Annotated in this window: 18 protein-coding genes and 1 pseudogene; 13 read left to right on the top strand and 6 right to left on the bottom strand. The window is 38.1% G+C overall.

Translation table 11 applies throughout. The features are described from left to right. Positions 1–455 precede the first annotated feature (455 nt). The 3 genes from AC2VNP_RS05570 to AC2VNP_RS05580 are packed head-to-tail and all read left to right on the top strand — an operon-like array spanning position 456 to position 3,441. Complete coding sequence (locus AC2VNP_RS05570) at positions 456–737, top strand: YhdT family protein (RefSeq protein ID WP_486916401.1); 282 nt, start codon at positions 456–458, stop codon at positions 735–737. After that, positions 734–2,188 carry a sodium/pantothenate symporter gene (panF, locus tag AC2VNP_RS05575; protein WP_486916402.1) on the top strand — a complete coding sequence of 485 codons (1,455 nt, stop codon included), beginning with the start codon at positions 734–736 and terminating at the stop codon, positions 2,186–2,188. Before AC2VNP_RS05570 ends, panF begins: the two co-directional genes overlap by 4 nt. Before the next feature lie 20 nt (positions 2,189–2,208). After that, entirely contained in the window at positions 2,209–3,441 is a 1,233-nt protein-coding gene (locus AC2VNP_RS05580; protein WP_486916403.1) for a M20 family metallopeptidase, read from the top strand. 354 nt (positions 3,442–3,795) lie between these two features. Here AC2VNP_RS05580 and AC2VNP_RS05585 read toward each other — a convergent pair whose 3' ends face one another. Next, the gene (locus AC2VNP_RS05585) at positions 3,796–4,104 is read right to left on the bottom strand and encodes a YciI family protein (protein WP_486916404.1); all 309 of its coding nucleotides are present in this window, start codon (positions 4,102–4,104) and stop codon (positions 3,796–3,798) included. A gap of 366 nt (positions 4,105–4,470) precedes the next feature. Here AC2VNP_RS05585 and AC2VNP_RS05590 point away from each other — a divergent pair, with 366 nt between their 5' ends. Continuing rightward, on the top strand, positions 4,471–5,205 hold the full coding sequence (locus AC2VNP_RS05590) for an NERD domain-containing protein (RefSeq protein ID WP_486916405.1): 735 nt from the start codon (positions 4,471–4,473) through the stop codon (positions 5,203–5,205). 308 nt (positions 5,206–5,513) lie between these two features. Continuing rightward, positions 5,514–6,575, top strand: coding sequence for a tartrate dehydrogenase (locus AC2VNP_RS05595; protein WP_486916406.1), 1,062 nt, complete (start codon positions 5,514–5,516; stop codon positions 6,573–6,575). Positions 6,576–6,725: 150 nt separating this feature from the next. Here AC2VNP_RS05595 and AC2VNP_RS05600 read toward each other — a convergent pair whose 3' ends face one another. Next, a complete protein-coding gene (locus AC2VNP_RS05600; RefSeq protein WP_486916407.1) occupies positions 6,726–7,424 on the bottom strand; it encodes an L-2-amino-thiazoline-4-carboxylic acid hydrolase in 699 nt (232 codons plus the stop codon). Positions 7,425–8,111: 687 nt separating this feature from the next. Here AC2VNP_RS05600 and AC2VNP_RS05605 point away from each other — a divergent pair. From AC2VNP_RS05605 to AC2VNP_RS05615, 3 genes are all read left to right on the top strand, one after another. Then, positions 8,112–8,303, top strand: coding sequence for a hypothetical protein (locus AC2VNP_RS05605; RefSeq protein ID WP_486916408.1), 192 nt, complete (start codon positions 8,112–8,114; stop codon positions 8,301–8,303). A gap of 118 nt (positions 8,304–8,421) precedes the next feature. After that, positions 8,422–8,976, top strand: a complete 555-nt coding sequence (locus AC2VNP_RS05610) for a GNAT family N-acetyltransferase (protein WP_486916409.1) — start codon at positions 8,422–8,424, stop codon at positions 8,974–8,976. 591 nt (positions 8,977–9,567) lie between these two features. Next, a complete protein-coding gene (locus AC2VNP_RS05615) occupies positions 9,568–10,437 on the top strand; it encodes a thermonuclease family protein (protein WP_486916410.1) in 870 nt (289 codons plus the stop codon). A 168-nt stretch (positions 10,438–10,605) separates the two neighbouring features. On the opposite strand, the gene AC2VNP_RS05620 is transcribed toward AC2VNP_RS05615, so the two are convergent. Continuing rightward, a complete protein-coding gene (locus AC2VNP_RS05620; protein ID WP_486916411.1) occupies positions 10,606–11,373 on the bottom strand; it encodes a DUF6544 family protein in 768 nt (255 codons plus the stop codon). Positions 11,374–12,255: 882 nt separating this feature from the next. On the opposite strand from AC2VNP_RS05620, the gene AC2VNP_RS05625 reads away from it, so the two are divergent. Continuing rightward, entirely contained in the window at positions 12,256–12,381 is a 126-nt protein-coding gene (locus AC2VNP_RS05625) for a hypothetical protein (protein ID WP_486916412.1), read from the top strand. A gap of 353 nt (positions 12,382–12,734) precedes the next feature. After that, positions 12,735–14,054 (top strand): uracil/xanthine transporter, encoded by a 1,320-nt coding sequence (locus AC2VNP_RS05630; RefSeq protein ID WP_486916413.1) that lies wholly within the window; start codon positions 12,735–12,737, stop codon positions 14,052–14,054. Between the two features lie 582 nt (positions 14,055–14,636). Here AC2VNP_RS05630 and AC2VNP_RS05635 read toward each other — a convergent pair. The 3 genes from AC2VNP_RS05635 to AC2VNP_RS05645 all read right to left on the bottom strand — a co-directional run bounded on the left by AC2VNP_RS05635 (position 14,637) and on the right by AC2VNP_RS05645 (position 16,057). Beyond that, positions 14,637–14,804: an imidazoleglycerol-phosphate dehydratase gene (locus tag AC2VNP_RS05635; protein ID WP_418201703.1), complete on the bottom strand. Its 168-nt coding sequence runs from the start codon at positions 14,802–14,804 to the stop codon at positions 14,637–14,639. 194 nt (positions 14,805–14,998) lie between these two features. Next, entirely contained in the window at positions 14,999–15,532 is a 534-nt protein-coding gene (locus AC2VNP_RS05640; protein ID WP_486916414.1) for a DUF2179 domain-containing protein, read from the bottom strand. A gap of 120 nt (positions 15,533–15,652) precedes the next feature. After that, on the bottom strand, positions 15,653–16,057 hold the full coding sequence (locus AC2VNP_RS05645; RefSeq protein ID WP_486916415.1) for a hypothetical protein: 405 nt from the start codon (positions 16,055–16,057) through the stop codon (positions 15,653–15,655). A gap of 167 nt (positions 16,058–16,224) precedes the next feature. On the opposite strand from AC2VNP_RS05645, the gene AC2VNP_RS05650 reads away from it, so the two are divergent. From AC2VNP_RS05650 to AC2VNP_RS05660, 3 genes and pseudogenes are all read left to right on the top strand, one after another. Then, on the top strand, positions 16,225–16,659 hold the full coding sequence (locus tag AC2VNP_RS05650; RefSeq protein WP_486916416.1) for a VOC family protein: 435 nt from the start codon (positions 16,225–16,227) through the stop codon (positions 16,657–16,659). Between the two features lie 88 nt (positions 16,660–16,747). Next, complete coding sequence (locus AC2VNP_RS05655) at positions 16,748–17,119, top strand: iron chaperone (protein ID WP_486916417.1); 372 nt, start codon at positions 16,748–16,750, stop codon at positions 17,117–17,119. Between the two features lie 171 nt (positions 17,120–17,290). Then, positions 17,291–17,515: pseudogene (locus AC2VNP_RS05660) on the top strand (FMN-binding negative transcriptional regulator); the annotation flags it as partial. Positions 17,516–18,138 lie beyond the last annotated feature (623 nt).

Below are 18,138 nucleotides of genomic sequence, written 5' to 3' on the forward strand. Positions count from 1 at the left end.
TTGTAACTACACTTACGAAAGTGCTAGATGCCGATCCGTTACACATATTTAGGAGTGGATCAGTTGTATATTGAATTACGTGTTCAATTCATCTTGTTCTAGTTGATCCTTTAACCTTTCAATTCCGATCTATAATCTCTTCTAACTATTTGTAAAATGAAGCCCATTTTGATTTTCACGTTTTGTCTAATGCGTTATATGGACGACTAGTTTAAAATAAGAGTTAAAATATTTTTAAAATTCGCATAACTATATTTAAATTCAACCAAAATGGTTGAAGGGCATTTTAAAATTCTTGTATTAAAAGAAGGTGTTCGATTAAGCAGAATAGTAATATATCATTATCGGAATTTTTCCACAAATTTGTCTACAAAAATGATTGTCATCCATATTTTTGTTTAATCCAGCTTTTCTACAATTTTAACAGTCAAAATTTTAGGTGAAGGAGTAGGGATATGAGTAAAATTGATCAAAATGATCCTCGATTTAAGATTGCAAACCGTGAAGCCCTTATTGGTGTTGGTCTCGTCATTTTTAATTTTATATGGTGGTTTGGTTTTGCATACGGTTTAGGTTCGTCCCCAGTTGAAGAATACACTTATGTATTTGGCATGCCAGCGTGGTTTTTTTATAGTTGTGTCGTTGGTTTTGTTGTAATGGCTATTATTGTCATCATCATGGTTAAAAAGTTTTTTGTAGAAGTCGACTTTGAGGATGAGCAGGAGGGGACGAAATGAATTGGCCTGTCATTATTCCATTACTCATCTTTTTAATTGCGATCTTTATTGTTGGTTTTTGGTCTTCTGGACATCTAAAGAAATCGAATGACTTTTTACAAGAGTACTTTTTAGGAAGTCGTGAACTTGGGGGCTTTATTCTTGCTATGACCATGATTGCTACGTACGGAAGTGCTAGTAGTTTTATCGGCGGCCCTGGTGTTGCTTATACTCAAGGGTTAGGATGGGTTCTTCTAGCAATGGCTCAAGTAGCAACAGGATATTTTGTATTAATGGTTCTCGGTAAAAAGTTTGCCATCTATGCCCGAAAATATAAAGCAATTACACTCATTGATTTTTTACGTAACCGTTATGACAACAGTAAATGGGTTGTTTTATTATCTGCTTTTAGTATCATTGTCTTCCTCTTTGCGGCAATGGCTGCGCAGTGGGTTGGCGGTGCTCGACTAATTTCCTCGTTAACCGGATTGAATTATACTTCCGCTTTATTCATTTTTGCTGTGGCGGTTCTCATATATGTAATTATCGGTGGCTTTAGAGCGGTAGCCGTTACCGATTTACTTCAAGGGGTCGTCATGTTTGTCGGTACGTTAGTAATCCTCGTCGGAACGATCATTGCTGGCGGCGGGATTTCAAATATTATGGCAGACCTTGTGGCTGAAAACCCTAATCTTGTCACACCATTTGGTCATGATGGTGGGTTATCACCCGCTTATGTTTCTTCCTTCTGGATTTTAGTTGGTGTTGGGGTGTTAGCTTTACCGCAAGTAGCTGTTCGTGCCATGTCCTATAAAAATTCAAAGGCAATGCATCGTGCATTAATAACTGGAACCATTGTTGTCGGTTTTATCATGTTAGGAATGCATTTAACAGGGGTATTTGCAAGAGCTGTCATGCCAGGAATTGAAGTTGGAGATACCGTTATGCCGATGATTGCTATGGAAGTATTACCTCCGTGGCTGGCAGGAATTGTACTAGCTGCACCAATGGCTGCCATTATGTCTACGGTAGACTCCTTGTTGTTACTCGTCAGTTCGGCCGTCGTAAAGGATGTGTACTTGAACTATGTCAAACCGAGTGCAACGATGAAACAGGTCAAGCGAGTCAGTTTTGGTGTGACTGCTGTTTTAGGAATTCTTGTTTTTACGATGGCGTTAAGTCCTCCTGATTTACTCATCTGGTTAAATTTATTTGCATTCGGTGGACTTCAAGCAACTTTCATTTGGCCAGTTGTTATGGGACTGTATTGGCAACGAGGGAATAAGAATGGTGCAATTGCATCGATGGTCGTTGGGATGAGTGCTTATATCGTTATTCATACGTACTTCCCGAATGTCTTTGGTTTGCATACGGTCGTCTTTCCTATCGTTCTATCTTTTATGGCTTTCATAGTGTTTAGTTTATTAACGAAAAAAGCATCCATCTCTAATGTAAGTGAGTTGCGTGCGTAATACAAAAGAGGAGGAATTTCATGCCGCAATCGTTAGAAAACATAGAGAAAAGAAGAGTAAGAGATCGCGAAGAGGTTATAGAGTTAACTCAGAAACTCGTTCAAATTCCAAGTGTGTATCGTCCAGGGGTTGAAGGCGGGAATGAGGAAAAAGTCGCCTTATTTGTTGCTGATTACTTAATGAAATTGGGTATTGAAGTACATGTGGAAGAAGTTGAACCTGGTCGACCAAATGTCATAGGGATTATTGATTCTGGGAAACCGGGTCCTACTCTTCTTTTTGAAGGACATACCGATGTTGTTACAGAAGGTGATATTGAGGCTTGGGATTATGATCCGTTCGGTGCAGTCATTGAAGATGGCCGTATGTACGGTAGAGGAACCAATGATACGAAAGGTAATTTAGCTTGTATGATCACAGCTGTTCATTCGCTTCTTAGAGACCAAGAGGAATGGACAGGTAAGATCATCCTATGCATCCCGTGTGATGAAGAGGGAATGATGATTGGCATAAAACATTTTATTAAGCAAGGTTGGGCAGAAGGTGTGGACGGGGCAATTATTTGCGAGCCCGAAGAAAACCAACTGTGTATTACTCAAAAGGGAGCTATGCGTGTGATCATTCGCGTCCAAGGAAAAATGGCTCATGGCGCGATGCCTTTAAGCGGAATTAATCCCAACACTCGAATGGCGAAAATTATTTGTGCACTCGATGAATACGAAAGTCGAGAAAAAACGCGATTGGGGCGTCACGAACTACTTGGCTGGCCAAGTATTACCCCAACGATCCTTCAAGCGCCTGTAAAAGGGGACGCCCAAATCAATGTGGTTCCGGATCAATGCATGACTACCTTAGACATTCGAACCATCCCGGGACAATTTCATGATGAAATCGCAAGAGAAATTCAGAGAATACTAGACAATCTGGCTAAAGAGGATCCCGACTTCAAAGCTGAGTTTGAAGTGATAGAAGATCGCCCTTGGACCGAAACAAGCAAAGAGGAGCCCGTAGTTCAAGCATTAGCTGCAGCGTACCAACAGGTTACTGGAAAAGAACCGTATTATAACGGGGTACCTGGCGCAACAGATGGAACGTTTCTTCATCTAGAAGGTATACCTATCGTTACCACTGGGGCTGGGGATCGCGAAGTGCCTCACCAAATCAACGAATATGTGGATATTGAAGAGTTAGCCGAAACGACCGAAATCTATCGAACGGCTGCGTTGATATTTCTGAATGGGAATCAATCATAGAGGTGACGAGTGAGGTAGCTTAGAAGGTTTATGGCCATTTTACTAGGTGTAAAGAGAATCAATTGGAATAGCAAAATATAAGAGAGGCTGACTCAAAAGGGCACATTCAGTGGCCGGTGGAGTCAGCCTTTGTATTTTATTACAAAATATCGTTCGTTGGCTTATTTAAAGGGAAACAAGAGAATTTAATGGAGAAACATTGCAACACCGCGATGTTACACTAAGAAAATATCTTTATTATCCTGAATAAACTTAATAGTAAAGAAATAAAGTACCAAACGAGTAGAGTGTTTGGTACTTCTTAAATATTCAATAGGAATTAGCTAATTCAGCAATATAAAAGATATGCAACACTTACCCCTCATAAAGCTTCATAAAAGTAGGTGCAACTTTACATGGCTGTACATCAATTTTTTGCCACACGTTTTGAACGACATACGGTTCCACCTTCAACCATTCATCTAGTGCCTCTCTTGTTGGATAGTCGACAACCATGACAGAACCAATCATTTTTCCTTCGTCATTCAGAAGTGCAGCCCCATATAAATGCTCGCCTGTTTTAAATCTTTCTTCTACCCCTTGTAAATGCTCATCCCTAGCACCTAATCTTCTCTCAAGGGCTTGTTCATCCGTACCATCATAAGCAGAAACTATAAATTGCATCGGTTATAACTCCTTTTATTAGTTTTGTATGTATTGTTCTTCTATTCTATTTTACAATAAAAAATTATTTTTGTACGAACAACGTTATAAGAAGAATAATGAGTAATTTTCTTGAAATTTCACAATAACTTTGACGAAAATTTACATGAAATGCCTTTTTATTACAGTCATAGAACGGTATAATGGGACTAGTTTTAATTGGGTATGTTTTCCTAGAAATAGAATAATACTCTTTTCATAGACATTTAATCATTTAAAAAACTATTGCAAGTTCGTGAGTTAAAAGAGTATGTGAACTAGCGGGACTGCAAACCGATCCTAAACTTGTAATTGTTGTTTTCTACTAAACTCGGAAGGTTGATTCGATTGGAAATTCTTATTGTAATAATTATCCTAGCTATCGTTTATGCACTATTTAAACCACAGATTAAAGGGTACCTAGGTGAAAAGGCTATTGCTACGTTTCTAACTCGGTTAGATCCAGAAAAGTATACGGTTATAAATGATGTCGTTTTAAATGTAGCCGGAAAAACATCACAGATCGATCACGTTATCGTTTCGAACTATGGTGTTTTTGTAATTGAAACGAAAAACTACAAAGGTTGGATTTTTGGCGATGAAAAAAGTCAGTACTGGACCCAAGTTATATATAAGAGAAAAGAAAAATTTTATAATCCATTACGTCAAAACTACGGTCATATAAAAGCACTTGAAAATGCACTCATTAACTTCGGTCAACTCACCTATATACCGATAGTCGTTTTCTCAGTAAATGCCACACTGAAGGTAAACGTTACGTCCGATGTCGTATACAGCGTAAATCTATTAAAAACGATTAATAAATATAAAGAAGAAACGCTTTCAAACAAACAAAAACAACAAATTGTGAACCAACTGAATGCAATAAATAATCACAAAGATAAAGCTTTAAAGAAACAACACGTCCAAAGCATTAAAGACAATCAAAAAACAGTTCAACAACAAGTGAAAAATAACATCTGTCCAAAATGCGGAAGTCCTTTAGTAGAAAGAAAAGGAAAAACAGGTTCCTTTAAAGGATGTAGCAGCTTTCCAAAGTGTAGATTTACAGAAAGTGCATAGTTTATGTTTTCGTATAGTGACACTAGTTATAAGGTCTGCCTCAATTTGTAAAAAAAGGGTAGGTCTTTCTTTGTTTCTTAAAAGATTTCAGTATAGTCGTTTCATAAAAACCTCTGGCGTAATCACTTCAGTCTTCCTAGAATAACTAACCCCATGCTATAATAAAAATTGATCTTTCGATAATCGAAACATTCTAGGGAAAAAGGCGCTTGTTTAGATTGAGTGCTGGAATACATAATCTAAGGAAAGATCTAAATCATGGCTGTATATAAAAAAGAAAACGCTTAATTGGTAGGGGGAGAGAAGAGATGAAAAAAATCAAATTATCTGTAATACCGGGGGATGGGGTCGGTAAGGAAATTATGCCACATGCTGTTCGAGTAATGGATACAGTAGCAGAAATTCATGGTGGATTATCGTTCGATAAGGTTACATATCCTTGGAGCTGTGAGTATTACTTAGAGCATGGAAAGATGATGCCTGAAGACGGTTTAGAGCAATTAAAAGATAGTGATGCAGTCTTTTTAGGCGCAGTGGGTAACCCTCAGCTTGTTCCAGACCACGTGACGCTGTGGGAGCTGTTAATAAAAATTAGAAGAGAGTTTGAACAGACTCTGAATATTAGACATGCAAAACAAATCGAAGGCATTCAATCGCCGATTACGAACCCAAATAACTTTGATATTATTGTTGTACGTGAAAATAGTGAAGGGGAGTATAGTGAAATCGGCGGAACGATGCATAAAGGACCAGATGAAATTGCAGTCCAGAATGCGGTCTTTACACGAAAAGCCTCCGAAACAGCAATGAGATATGCGTTTGAATTAGCCAAATCGAGAAAGAACCATGTCACGAGTGCAACGAAATCAAACGGGATCGTCTACTCGATGCCGTTCTGGGACAGAGTGTTTAACGATGTAGCTAAAGATTATCCCGAAATCGAGACGGCTTCTAATCACATTGATGCATTAGCGGCGTACTTTATTACTCGCCCGTCTAGCTTCGATGTGGTTGTTGCAAGCAATTTGTTTGGTGATATTTTAACGGATATTAGTGCAGCTATTATGGGCAGTATCGGAATTGCGCCTTCCGTGAATTTGAATGTAAATGGCAAATACCCATCGATGTTTGAACCAGTTCATGGATCAGCACCTGATATTTATGGAAAAGGCATTGCTAATCCGATCGGACAAATTTGGACAGGTAAAATGCTTCTCGACCACTTCGGAGAACACGAAATGGCGGATCTGTTAATGAAGTCGATTGAAGTCGTCATTGCAGAAGGTATTAAAACTCCGGATCTAGGAGGAAGTGCATCAACCGAAGAAGTAGCCGATGCGATTGTTGCTCAGTTAAGAAGATCTAATTAGAATATGCTTGAGAGTAATGCAATAAGGAGACCATCCCCAAGTAATCGAGGGGTGGCCTCCTGTTTTTATGGCTTATTTTTATAGAGTTCTTTGCATACGGATTTTTGCTGTACATGCTATTTTAAGTCATTTGAACGATTAATCCTATTTCTACTTTTCCTCTAATTTGAAGTTAAAATGGCAGACGCCTTCTTTTAAAACGTATTGATCATGATCGACTTCAAAGTTGGGGTTATAGCCTTTCGCAACAGCAGGATCAATCATCTCACAATATAAAATCCCATATTCATGCATATTGTCATCGGCCCATTGCTGACCAAACGGGCATTTCGTAAAGGTTTGTTCAATGGATTGTGGTTTGAAGATGTTTTCAAATTCAAACAGTTCACTTCGACCCATATCATAGTTTGATAGGTAGTTTTCAATTGTATTCGGTTTTCCGAGATGCGCCGCCCTATGTGCGATTCCTTTCCCGCGTGCCTCTCCAAACGTACGAACACCTTCTCTGATTACATCTTTACCTTCTTCACCATACACATCTACAACCGCTTTAGTAATTTGCGCAAATAACTTAGCCATCAGACTATAAATAGTTAGATCACCATACTTATGGACTCGATCAAACTCATGAGGAATGTAATCAGCTAACACATGCTCTTCGCCTTCGCGTGTCGCTTGTTCCCCAATATCGTATGCCTCTTGGTATCCGAAGCTTTCTAAGCCTTGTTGCAGCAGCTTTTCTCCTTCGGTATCGTAAGAAGAAGTAACGGATTTCTCTATATGAGTAAACAATTTTGCTGTAATTCGATACATCGATAACGGTGGTAATGGAGTCTTGTTTGTTTCCATTTCGCTTTTGCCTCCTAGCCTACTTATTTATTATTCTATTATATCTTCTTCATTTAAATCATTCAATTCATATAAAATTTGAAGGGATTGATTGGTTTTTTTAGAGGAAAATAGGTAATTTATTGGGGAATAATTAGGGGAATTGCATGTTTCCGTGGATACATGTTTTAATGAAAGAATGTAGTTATGAAAAAACAAATACTTGCACGGATTGAATAGCTAAAGCAGAGTATGAGCGTGGCATAATTGTTAAGCGGACTCTGAGGCCCTTATTTGATCAAATACGGAAGCTTTTTTCTGTTTAGGGGACTCAGAAGCCCTTATTTCGTAAAATCTAGCATGAAATCACATAGATTAGCTAAAATAAGAGCCTCTCAGTCCGCTAAAGTCTGAAAGATGTCCGATTACCGAAAATAAGGTCCTGTGAGTCCGCGTAGGGATCGGTCCGTTAAGCTCTTTGCACTTGGTCAGTTGAGCTCATTGAAATGATCAGTAGGAATTATTTAAAATGGCTAGTTGAGACGGTTAAAATTAGTTGGTTCATTCATAAAATAGGTAACAACAGGCACTAGAATTTGTGGTTTTCACATAGTGCTCGATATTTAGTGTGATACACATTAGTAATCTTTTATATACATGAGACATCATTTAGACAAAGTAATCTTTTATATAGGTGGGTGAAGAGAATTGGGTATTTTAATTACCATCATCATTATCATTTGTTTGGTTGGTTTTTATATGACGATGCAAGTTACGAAAGAAGATGGTTCGAATTACAATAGTGAAAAGTCTGCGAGAAATATGACGTATGTTTACATTTTAGCACCGGTGGTAGTTTTAGTTTTAATCGTCATCATTTCAGTAACAGGTGGTTTGTAGGGGACTAGCTTCTTTCTAAGCAAATGTTACCTATAGTTTTTTGATAATTTTCTGGCTTCTGTTTGCGTCATACATAAAGAGTAGACCTCTCTACTAAATCAATAATGGAGTGACTATAATGGTGGATTTACGTGATAAACCACATCTTGTCGGTGAAAAAGTGATAATGCGCCCTTTTAAAGAGGACGATTTTCCGCTGCTTCAAGAGTGTTTAAACGATAAGGAAGTCCTAAAACTGACAGGAAGTACACCGATTCTCGATTGGGAACCTGTCCTTCGCTGGTACCAAACAAGAAATGTGCAACCCGATCGACTAGATTTAGCAATTGTTGATCAGACACTGGACACTTTGGTAGGGGAAGCCGTTGTCAATGAATATGATGAACCAAACGAAAGCATGAATTTTCGGATCCTAATAGGGCCGAAGGGAAGAAATCGTGGATTCGGAACGGAAGCCACCCAACTTATGATCGATTTTCTGTTTCAAACGACAAATCTAAAGCAGCTCACCTTGAGTGTCTTTGCCTTTAACCCCAGAGCGCAAAGAGTATATGAAAAAGTTGGTTTTGAGGTGGATAGTGTAGATAAAAACGATCTAGAATATGAAGGACAATGGATTGATTCCATTAATATGAAACTGACCCGAGGTACTTGGTTGAAAAAACGGGCCTAACAAAAAGCAAGGATCGTTTAATGAAAAGTTGCAAGATCGCTCCATGCAGAGCGGTCTTTTTTAAGGGGTAACAGCGATATTTTACACGCAGATTTAAAATTTACCAATTGGGGCACTCATTGAGGGAAACCCTTTGAAACAATGTCCATGAGTATAAGGTAGCGATAAAGAAATTTTTAATACAGGATCCGATTGGATTATTTAAATACGAGACAGTGTGATATGCTCTAGTGAAATTTTAGGGTACTCAGAGGCTCTTATTTGCTAATAATGAGTGGCAAACGTTAGAAATTTTGCTAGATAAGGGCCTCTCAATGCCTTATCATTGTGAAATCATTGATATTTTAACAAATAGCGTCCTCTCAGTGCCTTATTATTGAAATTGATTGATCTTTTCAGGATAGTGTATCTCAAGTCCGCTTAGCGAAACTCCTCCCTAAACCCCTTGCTAAACCCTTCTAACCTCTGATCTCCTATTTAATTCAATTAGGATAATATAGTATGATATAAAAATGACACTTAAAAGAGAAACCTAGAAAAATAGATGGGTGTCATTCTTAGCATACATTTTATAGGGGATTGGGGTAAAAGATGAAAAGAACCGTTTTACTACTTCTAACTTTACTATTCTTAATGGGATGCAGCGAGATACCAGAAGCGGAGCCCGTAGAAAAAGGTACGGAAGAGGTCCAAGAACAAGTTCAAGAAGATGCACGAACTGAAGACGAGCAAGTGGAAGAAGACCAGAACGAAGAAACAATCGATCATTCCGAAGAACGTGAAACGACTACGGACACAGATGAAGAAAAACAAGGCTTCATTCCAGCTCATGTCGTTCGCGTTGTTGACGGTGATACAATTATTGTAAAGCTAAACAACGGACAGGAAGAACGGGTGAGGCTATTATTGGTGGATACGCCAGAGTCGGTTCATCCGAATAAACCCGTACAACCATTTGGTCCGGAATCAAGTCAGTTAGCGAAAGATATGATGCCGGTAGGAGAAAAAGTCTACCTCGAGATGGATGTCGGTGAACGAGATCGCTATGGCCGCTTGCTGGCCTATGTGTGGGTAGGGAACAAGATGTTCAATGAACTGCTCTTGGAAAAAGGGCTTGCCCGGGTTGCCTATGTGTTTGCACCGAATACAAGGCATGTTGACCGTTTTTATGAAATCCAGAAAAAAGCCCAGCAACAAGCCATTGGTATATGGAGTATTGAAAACTATGCAACCGACCGCGGCTTTGATGAAAGTGTAGTAGAAGAAAAGAAAGAAACCGCTGCAACACCAGCTCCAAAAGCGGGCTGTGACAATCCAACGATTAAAGGAAACCACAGTTCAAGCGGCGAATTCATCTATCACGTACCAGGCGGCCAATTTTATGACAGAACCAATCCAGAAGAGATGTTTTGTACAGAAGAAGAGGCCGTAGCAGCAGGGTATAGGAAGTCGAAGAGGTAAGTTTCTTATTAAATTGGAGAAAAAGTCATTAGATTACTTTAGTGATATTCGCTCTACGGGACTGTCTCCATAAGAAAAGTAGGGGACAGTCCTTTTTGTGTCATCGTAAATTGCTTCAACTCTCTTGCGTACCCAAAGCCTAATAATTTGGCTCCACTTAAAACAACATTACACTTCTACATTAAACACAATCCTATCAATTGTCCCTTTGTAGTATTCATAGTCACCGTCTGGCAAATGCCAAACGATTCTCACATCCTTAGGTATTTTTAGCTCATCTACAAGCTGATAGCTATCAACAATCGCTGAAAATTTCGTTTTTTCATATTGGCCTTTACCCATATCGTAATACCTGTCATCCGTTTCAAATCGAGAAAACAATCCTTCCTGATCAAAATGAAATAAGCCGGAAACCTTGAATTCTCCATCTTTGAGTTGTGCCTTAACTGTCCTCTCATCCATCTGTTCCCAAGAAACGTAAGGTCCAAATATGTAAGCAGGTATAAAAAGAAATTCGCAAAACACTGTAATTAAAGAGGATTGAGAGACCTCTCTGCCTTTTCCATTAATAATTGTAAAAAGATGAAAAAGTTTTCCTTTCATCTCTCCTTGTCCATTTCGATAAATATCCCTCCCAGACACTGGCATCGTTAAAAATTTCATATAAGCGATCCGAGCGAGAGGATCAATCGAATTAAACTGCTTAGTTTCAAGTGGCTGCCAGGGTTTGTCTGGGTTTAATTTGATAAAACTTTGTTTCCAGAAGACGTCCGCATTGTACATCATCGGCTGATTGATATATCCCGTCGTATATAAATACTTTTTGATCGGTTCAGGCAAATCCGCTATTTTTTCCTCAGTAAAATATTCTTTTTTATATGTAGATGATACTTTTGAAATCTCTTCCATTCTTTCCGTTTGGAATACCTTGAACATGAATAACTGCCCCTCTCCAAGTACAAAACCCTATTGCTACGGTTAACCCGGTTTCTAAAAAACACCTAAATTCCTTGCTTTCTATATTAACCATAATCGAAATGCTATGCTCCAAGTAAATATACGTGTGAAAAAATTGTGAATGTTACCCAAATATTGACGGGAAGGAAGTTGAATGAGTCCATTAATCTTGTGAAAATAGGGGATGAGCGTTTAACTGGGGCCAAAACTTCACTTCAAGCCTTTGAGTAGCAAAAAAGGCTACGTGGGAGAAGGTTGAACAAAGGCTTAGGGTGCAACGTCTGTAGCTACGTCTATGTGCCCCACATCGTGTGGGTCGCTGTAACCACCCGATTGGTTCGACTAATATGAAGAAAACTCCCACTGAAAAAATTTCACTTTATTTTAGGGGACTGAGAGGCCCTTATTTCACCTAAAAATGAGCACTTTTAGTCATTAGCGGACTCAGAAGCCCTTATTTCCTATTAATCAAGGAGATTTCCTAGATATTTTGCTAGATAAGGGCCTCTCAGTCCTCTGAGTCTGTTAAATCATTGATTTTTTCACAAATAAGGGCCTGTCAGTCCTCTAACCGTGTCACACTATAGATCCTGCCAAAAATAGATCCACTCAATCTGTAGAAGTCAAAAGGATCCTTGAAACGAGCAACCTTCTAAGCTATTCTAAGGAAAGCTTTGCTAAGAAAACCCTCCTATATAAAATGGTATTTATGTTAAAATAAGTATAAATCGCTATTAATCTATGGAGCACTCTCCTGTAATTGAATAAAAACGCAAGTCGAACAATAAAATAGCTTGTTTCGAGAATTAGAGTTTTACGAACTTGGCGGCAATAGGCAGTGCTATAGAAAAGGGGATCGTTATGTGGTTATTTATGATCATTATTATTATTGGGATCGGGACCGTGATTGGGTATTTACAAGAACAGACCAAACAAAATAAGAAAATAATTGAACTACTAGAAGAGTTAAATAGGAAAAATCAATAGCTTTTTACGGTATAACGAATGTTTACCGGCTGAAAAGATTAGTGAGTAAAGAGGATGGTAGGATAGTCGAAATGAAGCTAATAAGCCACTGATTACTACGAACAAAGATTTATTTGTATTTGTGGGGTTCTATTTCTTATTCTGAAGTAACTATCTCCTAGTAGTTACTTTTTTTAGTGATTCCGACGCTTTTCACTAGGGATTGTTTGAATGGTTCTCTTTTCAAGAAGGATTTGTTTGACTGGGACAGCCGTTTAAACTATTAATCTTCTAACTAGTATAGACGAAATTACAAATATTTGGTATTATGCTAGGAATTTATGTTTTATTTCGTGGTGAAAGGATGTCAGGTAGTGAATAAGTTACCGATTAGTATTGCCTTCTTAGGTGGTTTTCAATGGTTATTTTTTATGTTTGCTAATACAGTAGTGATACCAATTTCCATTGGAGTTGCATTTGACTTAGAGCAAATTGAAATTGTCTCTGCTATCCAACGTTCGTTTATTTTTACCGGTATTGCTTGTATTTTGCAAGGGTTGATCGGGCACCGGTATGCTTTAATGGAGGGACAATCTGGATTATGGTGGGGGGTGATTTTAAGTCTTGCTGCAACGGCTAGTACATTAAATGTCGAGTTGACGACAATCGGAGGGAGTATCGCTGTTGGAGCTATTATTTCAGGTCTGATCGTCTCGATTTTAGGGGCGTTAGGGCTTGGTGAGTTGTTGAAAAAATGGTTCACGCCAGTTGTAATGTTCGTTTTTTTATTATTGCTTGCCAATCAATTAATTTATATCTTTTTAAAAGGAATGCTAGGATTAAATGAGAGTGAGTATATTGATGTTCGTGTCGCTAGCTTTTCTTTTGTGATCGCAGCGATTACGATTTTTCTAAATGTTAAAGGGAAGGGTGCCATCAGTAATCTTTCTTTACTAATCGGAATGGCGATCGGTTGGATTGGCGCGGTTTTCCTCTTGCAGCATGAAACTGTCAGTTCTGTAAAAACAACACCTTTTCTTACGTGGTTTCCGTGGGGGCAACCGAGTTTTGAATGGGGGATTATCCTGACTGTTGTGATCACTGGTTTACTGAATACAACGAATACGATCGCGACTTTAAAAGGGGCGGAAGATATTTATGAGAGGGAGACTCAGCCGAGGCAGTATCGCGCGTCTCTCATGCTGTCTGGCGGCTATACGTCAGTTTCAGGGATGTTAGGACTTGTTCCTTATGCACCTTATGCCTCTTCACTCGGTTTTTTACAATCAACCGGAATTAAAGAGCGATTACCATTTTTCATCGGTTCAGTCCTATTTATCATCATTGGCGCTATTCCGGCATTAAGCGCGTTCTTTTCGACGATTCCTCATAGTGTAGGAAATACGATTTTGTTTGTCGCTTATTTGCAGTTGTTTCGGTCTGCACTGAGAAATATTGAAGGTTTGCAATTCACATCAAAAACGATTTATCGCATTGCCTTTCCGGCATTGTTAGGGATGTCCATTATGAACCTCCCAGCTGAGGCATTTACAGAAATACCAGTACTCGCTCAGCCACTTGTTTCAAATGGATTACTAATGGGGATCTTAGCTGCCTTATTTAGTGAATTCATCTATTATCTGTCCCAATCGAGAAAGAAAGCGGTGGAACAAAGACATGGTTTAGAGCAATAATTAAACACTTGGATATCTTTGATTTATCCCAGTTATCCGGCGCAAAAAAACCGACTTTAAGCCTTTGAGGAAGCAAAAAGGCTTAAAGTGGGATGCGAGTGAACACAGACGTAGCCATGTCTATGTGGCAACGTCTGTGTGACTCACATCGTGTGGGCCGCTGTAACCACCCAGTTGGTTTAACTAATTTTCAGTAGGGCAGATGAAGAAAACCCTCTTGAAAATGTTTCACTTTATTTTAGTGGACTCAGAGGCCCTTATTTCACCTAAAAACAAGCACTTTCAGTCATTAGGGGACTCAGAAGCCCTTATTTCCTATTAATTAAGGGTATTTCATAGATATTTTGCTAGATAAGGGCCTCTCAGTCCTCTAACCTTGACAAATCATTGATATTTTCACAGATAAGGGCCTCTCAGTCCTCCTAACCCTGTCAAACCATTGAATTTTTCACAAATAAGAACCTCTCTGTCAGGATAAGTCAAAACGATCGTTTGAAACCAGTAATGGTCAAAGCTAATCTATGGTAAGAGTTCGGAGCTGTCCTTCATGAATAATAGCTATTCGCAAAGGACAGTCCATTTTTAATGATTATTTGGATGCTTTAATTGAGATTTACTACCACGTCTAGAGTTGTATTCCTTACCTTTATTGTTGTCGCCAATCTCATGGCCAAATTCAGTGTCTAGTTTTCCGTGTCTTTCCGGAGCACTTTGGTTTTTGCTGCCGCCTTTATTATTACGTTTTGTCATATGTACACCTCCCATCGTTTACAGAGGTTATTATTCCAAGCTTTTTGGGTTTCATAAGTACTTCCTATAAAATGACTTTGTAAGGATGGGTTTTCAACAAGACGTTGTTCCTTTTTTAGTGACATTATGGGATTAAAGATATTGATGTGATACAGGGGATGTGCTTTTGCACTTCATATCGTATCTCTTTCACTTCACATCGTATCTCTTTTACTCGCCTTTTTCATCCCTTTCAATAAGTAGCCGCCCTTAAATTTACGTGGCTCATAAGATATAATAAAAGCATGCGGTTCAAATTGTTCGATCATATTCATTAGTTTTGCTTCTACGCTTCTTTTGGTTAAAATCTGTAGCTGATACCTGACACTGTCTTTTCCCATGCCTTCAAATACCGTCACGCCGAACCCATTCTCCCGGAGTGTTGACACGAGCTCCATATTTTTGTTCAGTAGGTTAACGGTTAGGGTGGTATAGCCTAAAGCCAATTTATTTTCAATATAGCCGCCTAAATAAATACCCGCTGCAAATCCTAAGGCATAAACAAGCATCTCTGCAACACTTTGCTCACCGCTGAGGACGATTGATAGCCCAAACACATAAATTAATGCTTCCATAAATCCAAAGATAGAAGCAAACACACTCATATTTTTAACAACAAAAATGATCCGTAGAGATAATATGGGGACTAATATAATTTGTAGTAAAAAAATCAACAGGATGCTAGACATATCACATTCCGCGCTTTCTATAAAAAAGTAAGCAAGTCTTCTTTTAGAATTGCCAAAATTTATTAAATTATGTGCATGATAACTGGTGATGTCACTGTTAAAACAGATAAAGTCGTAATACTACAACCACAAGGGTAACGGAGTTATTTGAGGAAGAAATGGGCTCATCAAGCGAAGTTCTGATCTAGTGTTTCCAGAATGAGGAAGAAATGGGTTCACAAAGAGTGGTTCTGATCCGATATTTCTAGAATAAGGAAGAAGCAGGTTCATAAAGAGCGGTTCTAATCCGATATTTCCAGAATGAGGAACAAACGGGCTCATAAAGTGCGGTTCTGATCCGATATTTCTAGAATAAGGAAGAAACGGGTTCGTAAAGCGCGGTTCTAATCCGATATTTCCAGAATGAGGAAGAAATGGGTTCATAAAGCGAAGTTCTGATCCATTATTTCCAAAATGAGGAAGAAATGGGTTCATAAAGCGCGGTTCTGATCCAATATTTCCAGAATGAGGAAGAAATGGGTGCATAAAGCGCAGTTCTGATCCAATATTAAGCTATACCCTCAAAAAGTATTTAAAACACGAATACCATAGTTATTCGTGTAATCATAGCGAGTTTAGTATAATTAAATTGAAAAAACTGACGAAATTCTGAGGGAACGAATATTTTTTAATTGTAAAAGGAGTTGCGCATTATGGTTGGAGTAGAACTTAATATGGTTGTGAAAGACAGCTTAAAAGCATTGGAGTTATACGAAAAAATATTTGAGATCGAGCGTGTGGAGGTTTCCAACTTTCCTCGTGGCGAAAATGAAGTAGTTTTTACCCTATATGGCTTTCGGATGCATATGTTAGATGAAAACCCGCAATTCCATTTGATTGCACCCAATCCTGACGACCCTAAAACGAGTTGGGTTAATGTGACTGTACCAGATATTGAGAAGACTTATACTAAGGCAATGGATTTAGGGTGTACAGAGGTGCAACCGGTGACAGAGATTGCTGATTACGGAGTTTCGAACGCCATTTTTATGGATCCCTTTGGTTATATATGGTTGCTGCATCAAGTGCATAAAGAGGTTAGTCATGAAGAGCGTATAAAGCTTTGGGAGGACAAAAGGGACAAGTAACAGTGGATCTATTACAAGCATAGAGTTTTATTAATATTAAGAAATGAGATCTTGGATGAATCATTTCATTTTTTTAGGAGAGAAGAATATGGACGTTTTTGCAGAGTATTTAGCAGGTATTGATAATCTTGATCACCGGGAACGAACAGAGGAAGTTTTGTCGTGGGTTGCAAATAAATTTCCAAATTTAGAACCACAAATCAAGTGGAATACGCCAATGTTTTCGGATCACGGCACATATATCATCGGGTTTTCCATAGCGAAGAAACATATGAGTATTTCACCCGAAGAAGCAGGCATTACGCACTTTGCTGATGACATTGCACAAGCTGGTTACAGTGCTACTGCAGGCTTGTTTCGAATTCCATGGAACAAACCGGTAAATTACGAATTACTTAAGAAAATGATTGAATTTAATATTCAAGATAAAGCAGAATATACAAGTTTTTGGCGAGAATAAAAAACATATTGTAAATGATTACAGTGGTTAAGGAAATATTTCTTTACTATTTCAAACAAATAGCATGTAACACAAAAAAAGGATAGTTAAAGCAGATAAAACGGCCTTCCTATCCTTCTTTTTAAATAGCTTAATAACCCTGAGTATAGTTATCACCTTATTATATATTTTAACAGCTCATATCGATTACAAGATGTAGATCCAGACCTTATCGCTGGCATGAACAAGGGAGTTCAAGGTTTAAAAATTAAAATTAATCAAATAGAAGGAAAAGCTAAGCTAAGTCAAAACCATTCCATACAGCGACAAGAGCTGGTGATCAACCAACTCGAACAAATATCAAATACAGATGAGCAACAAATTTCTAATTTAATGAAAGGAAATTTTAAAAAATAAGGTTGAATGTTATTATATTAACCGGAGCGCTGATTTGAAAAAAGGTCGACGTTTTTATTTTGTTCTAACAAGTCAGACGATCTAAACGTCTGTAATAGTACATTTAGATAAGATGGTATGGTTTAATAAATCGTATTCAAGAAACTACGTAAGCTAGAACTTCATTATTAAAGTCACAATAACAGCTTGTTTTTTTCTTTCTTCTATGATAAATTTATAAATCTGCCGCACAAAAGAAATTATTAATTTAAGTAGTTGCGCAGAATTTTATAATGTGATATATTATTTTATGTCGTCATTAAACAGTGTGTTTTTAAGTTTAGTTGAAGCAAAATGATGCTGATAACTTTTTTTTAAAAGCACTTGCGATGATAATTATATTATGATATTATATTCCTTGTCGCTATCAGCGAAGGTTAGAGAGGATTTAACTTAGTAATTGTTGCATTCACAACTTTTCAAAAAAAGATGTTGCGCAGAATTAATTACTATGATATAATAAATCTTGTCGCTAACAAACGACATGCAAAAAAAGTTCTTTGAAAACTGAACAAAAAGCCAAGCGAAATAAATGAGATACATGATATCTCGTCAATGTTTTAAAAACGTCACGTTTGTGACAA

Source organism: Alkalihalobacterium sp. TH-98, assembly GCF_057473385.1.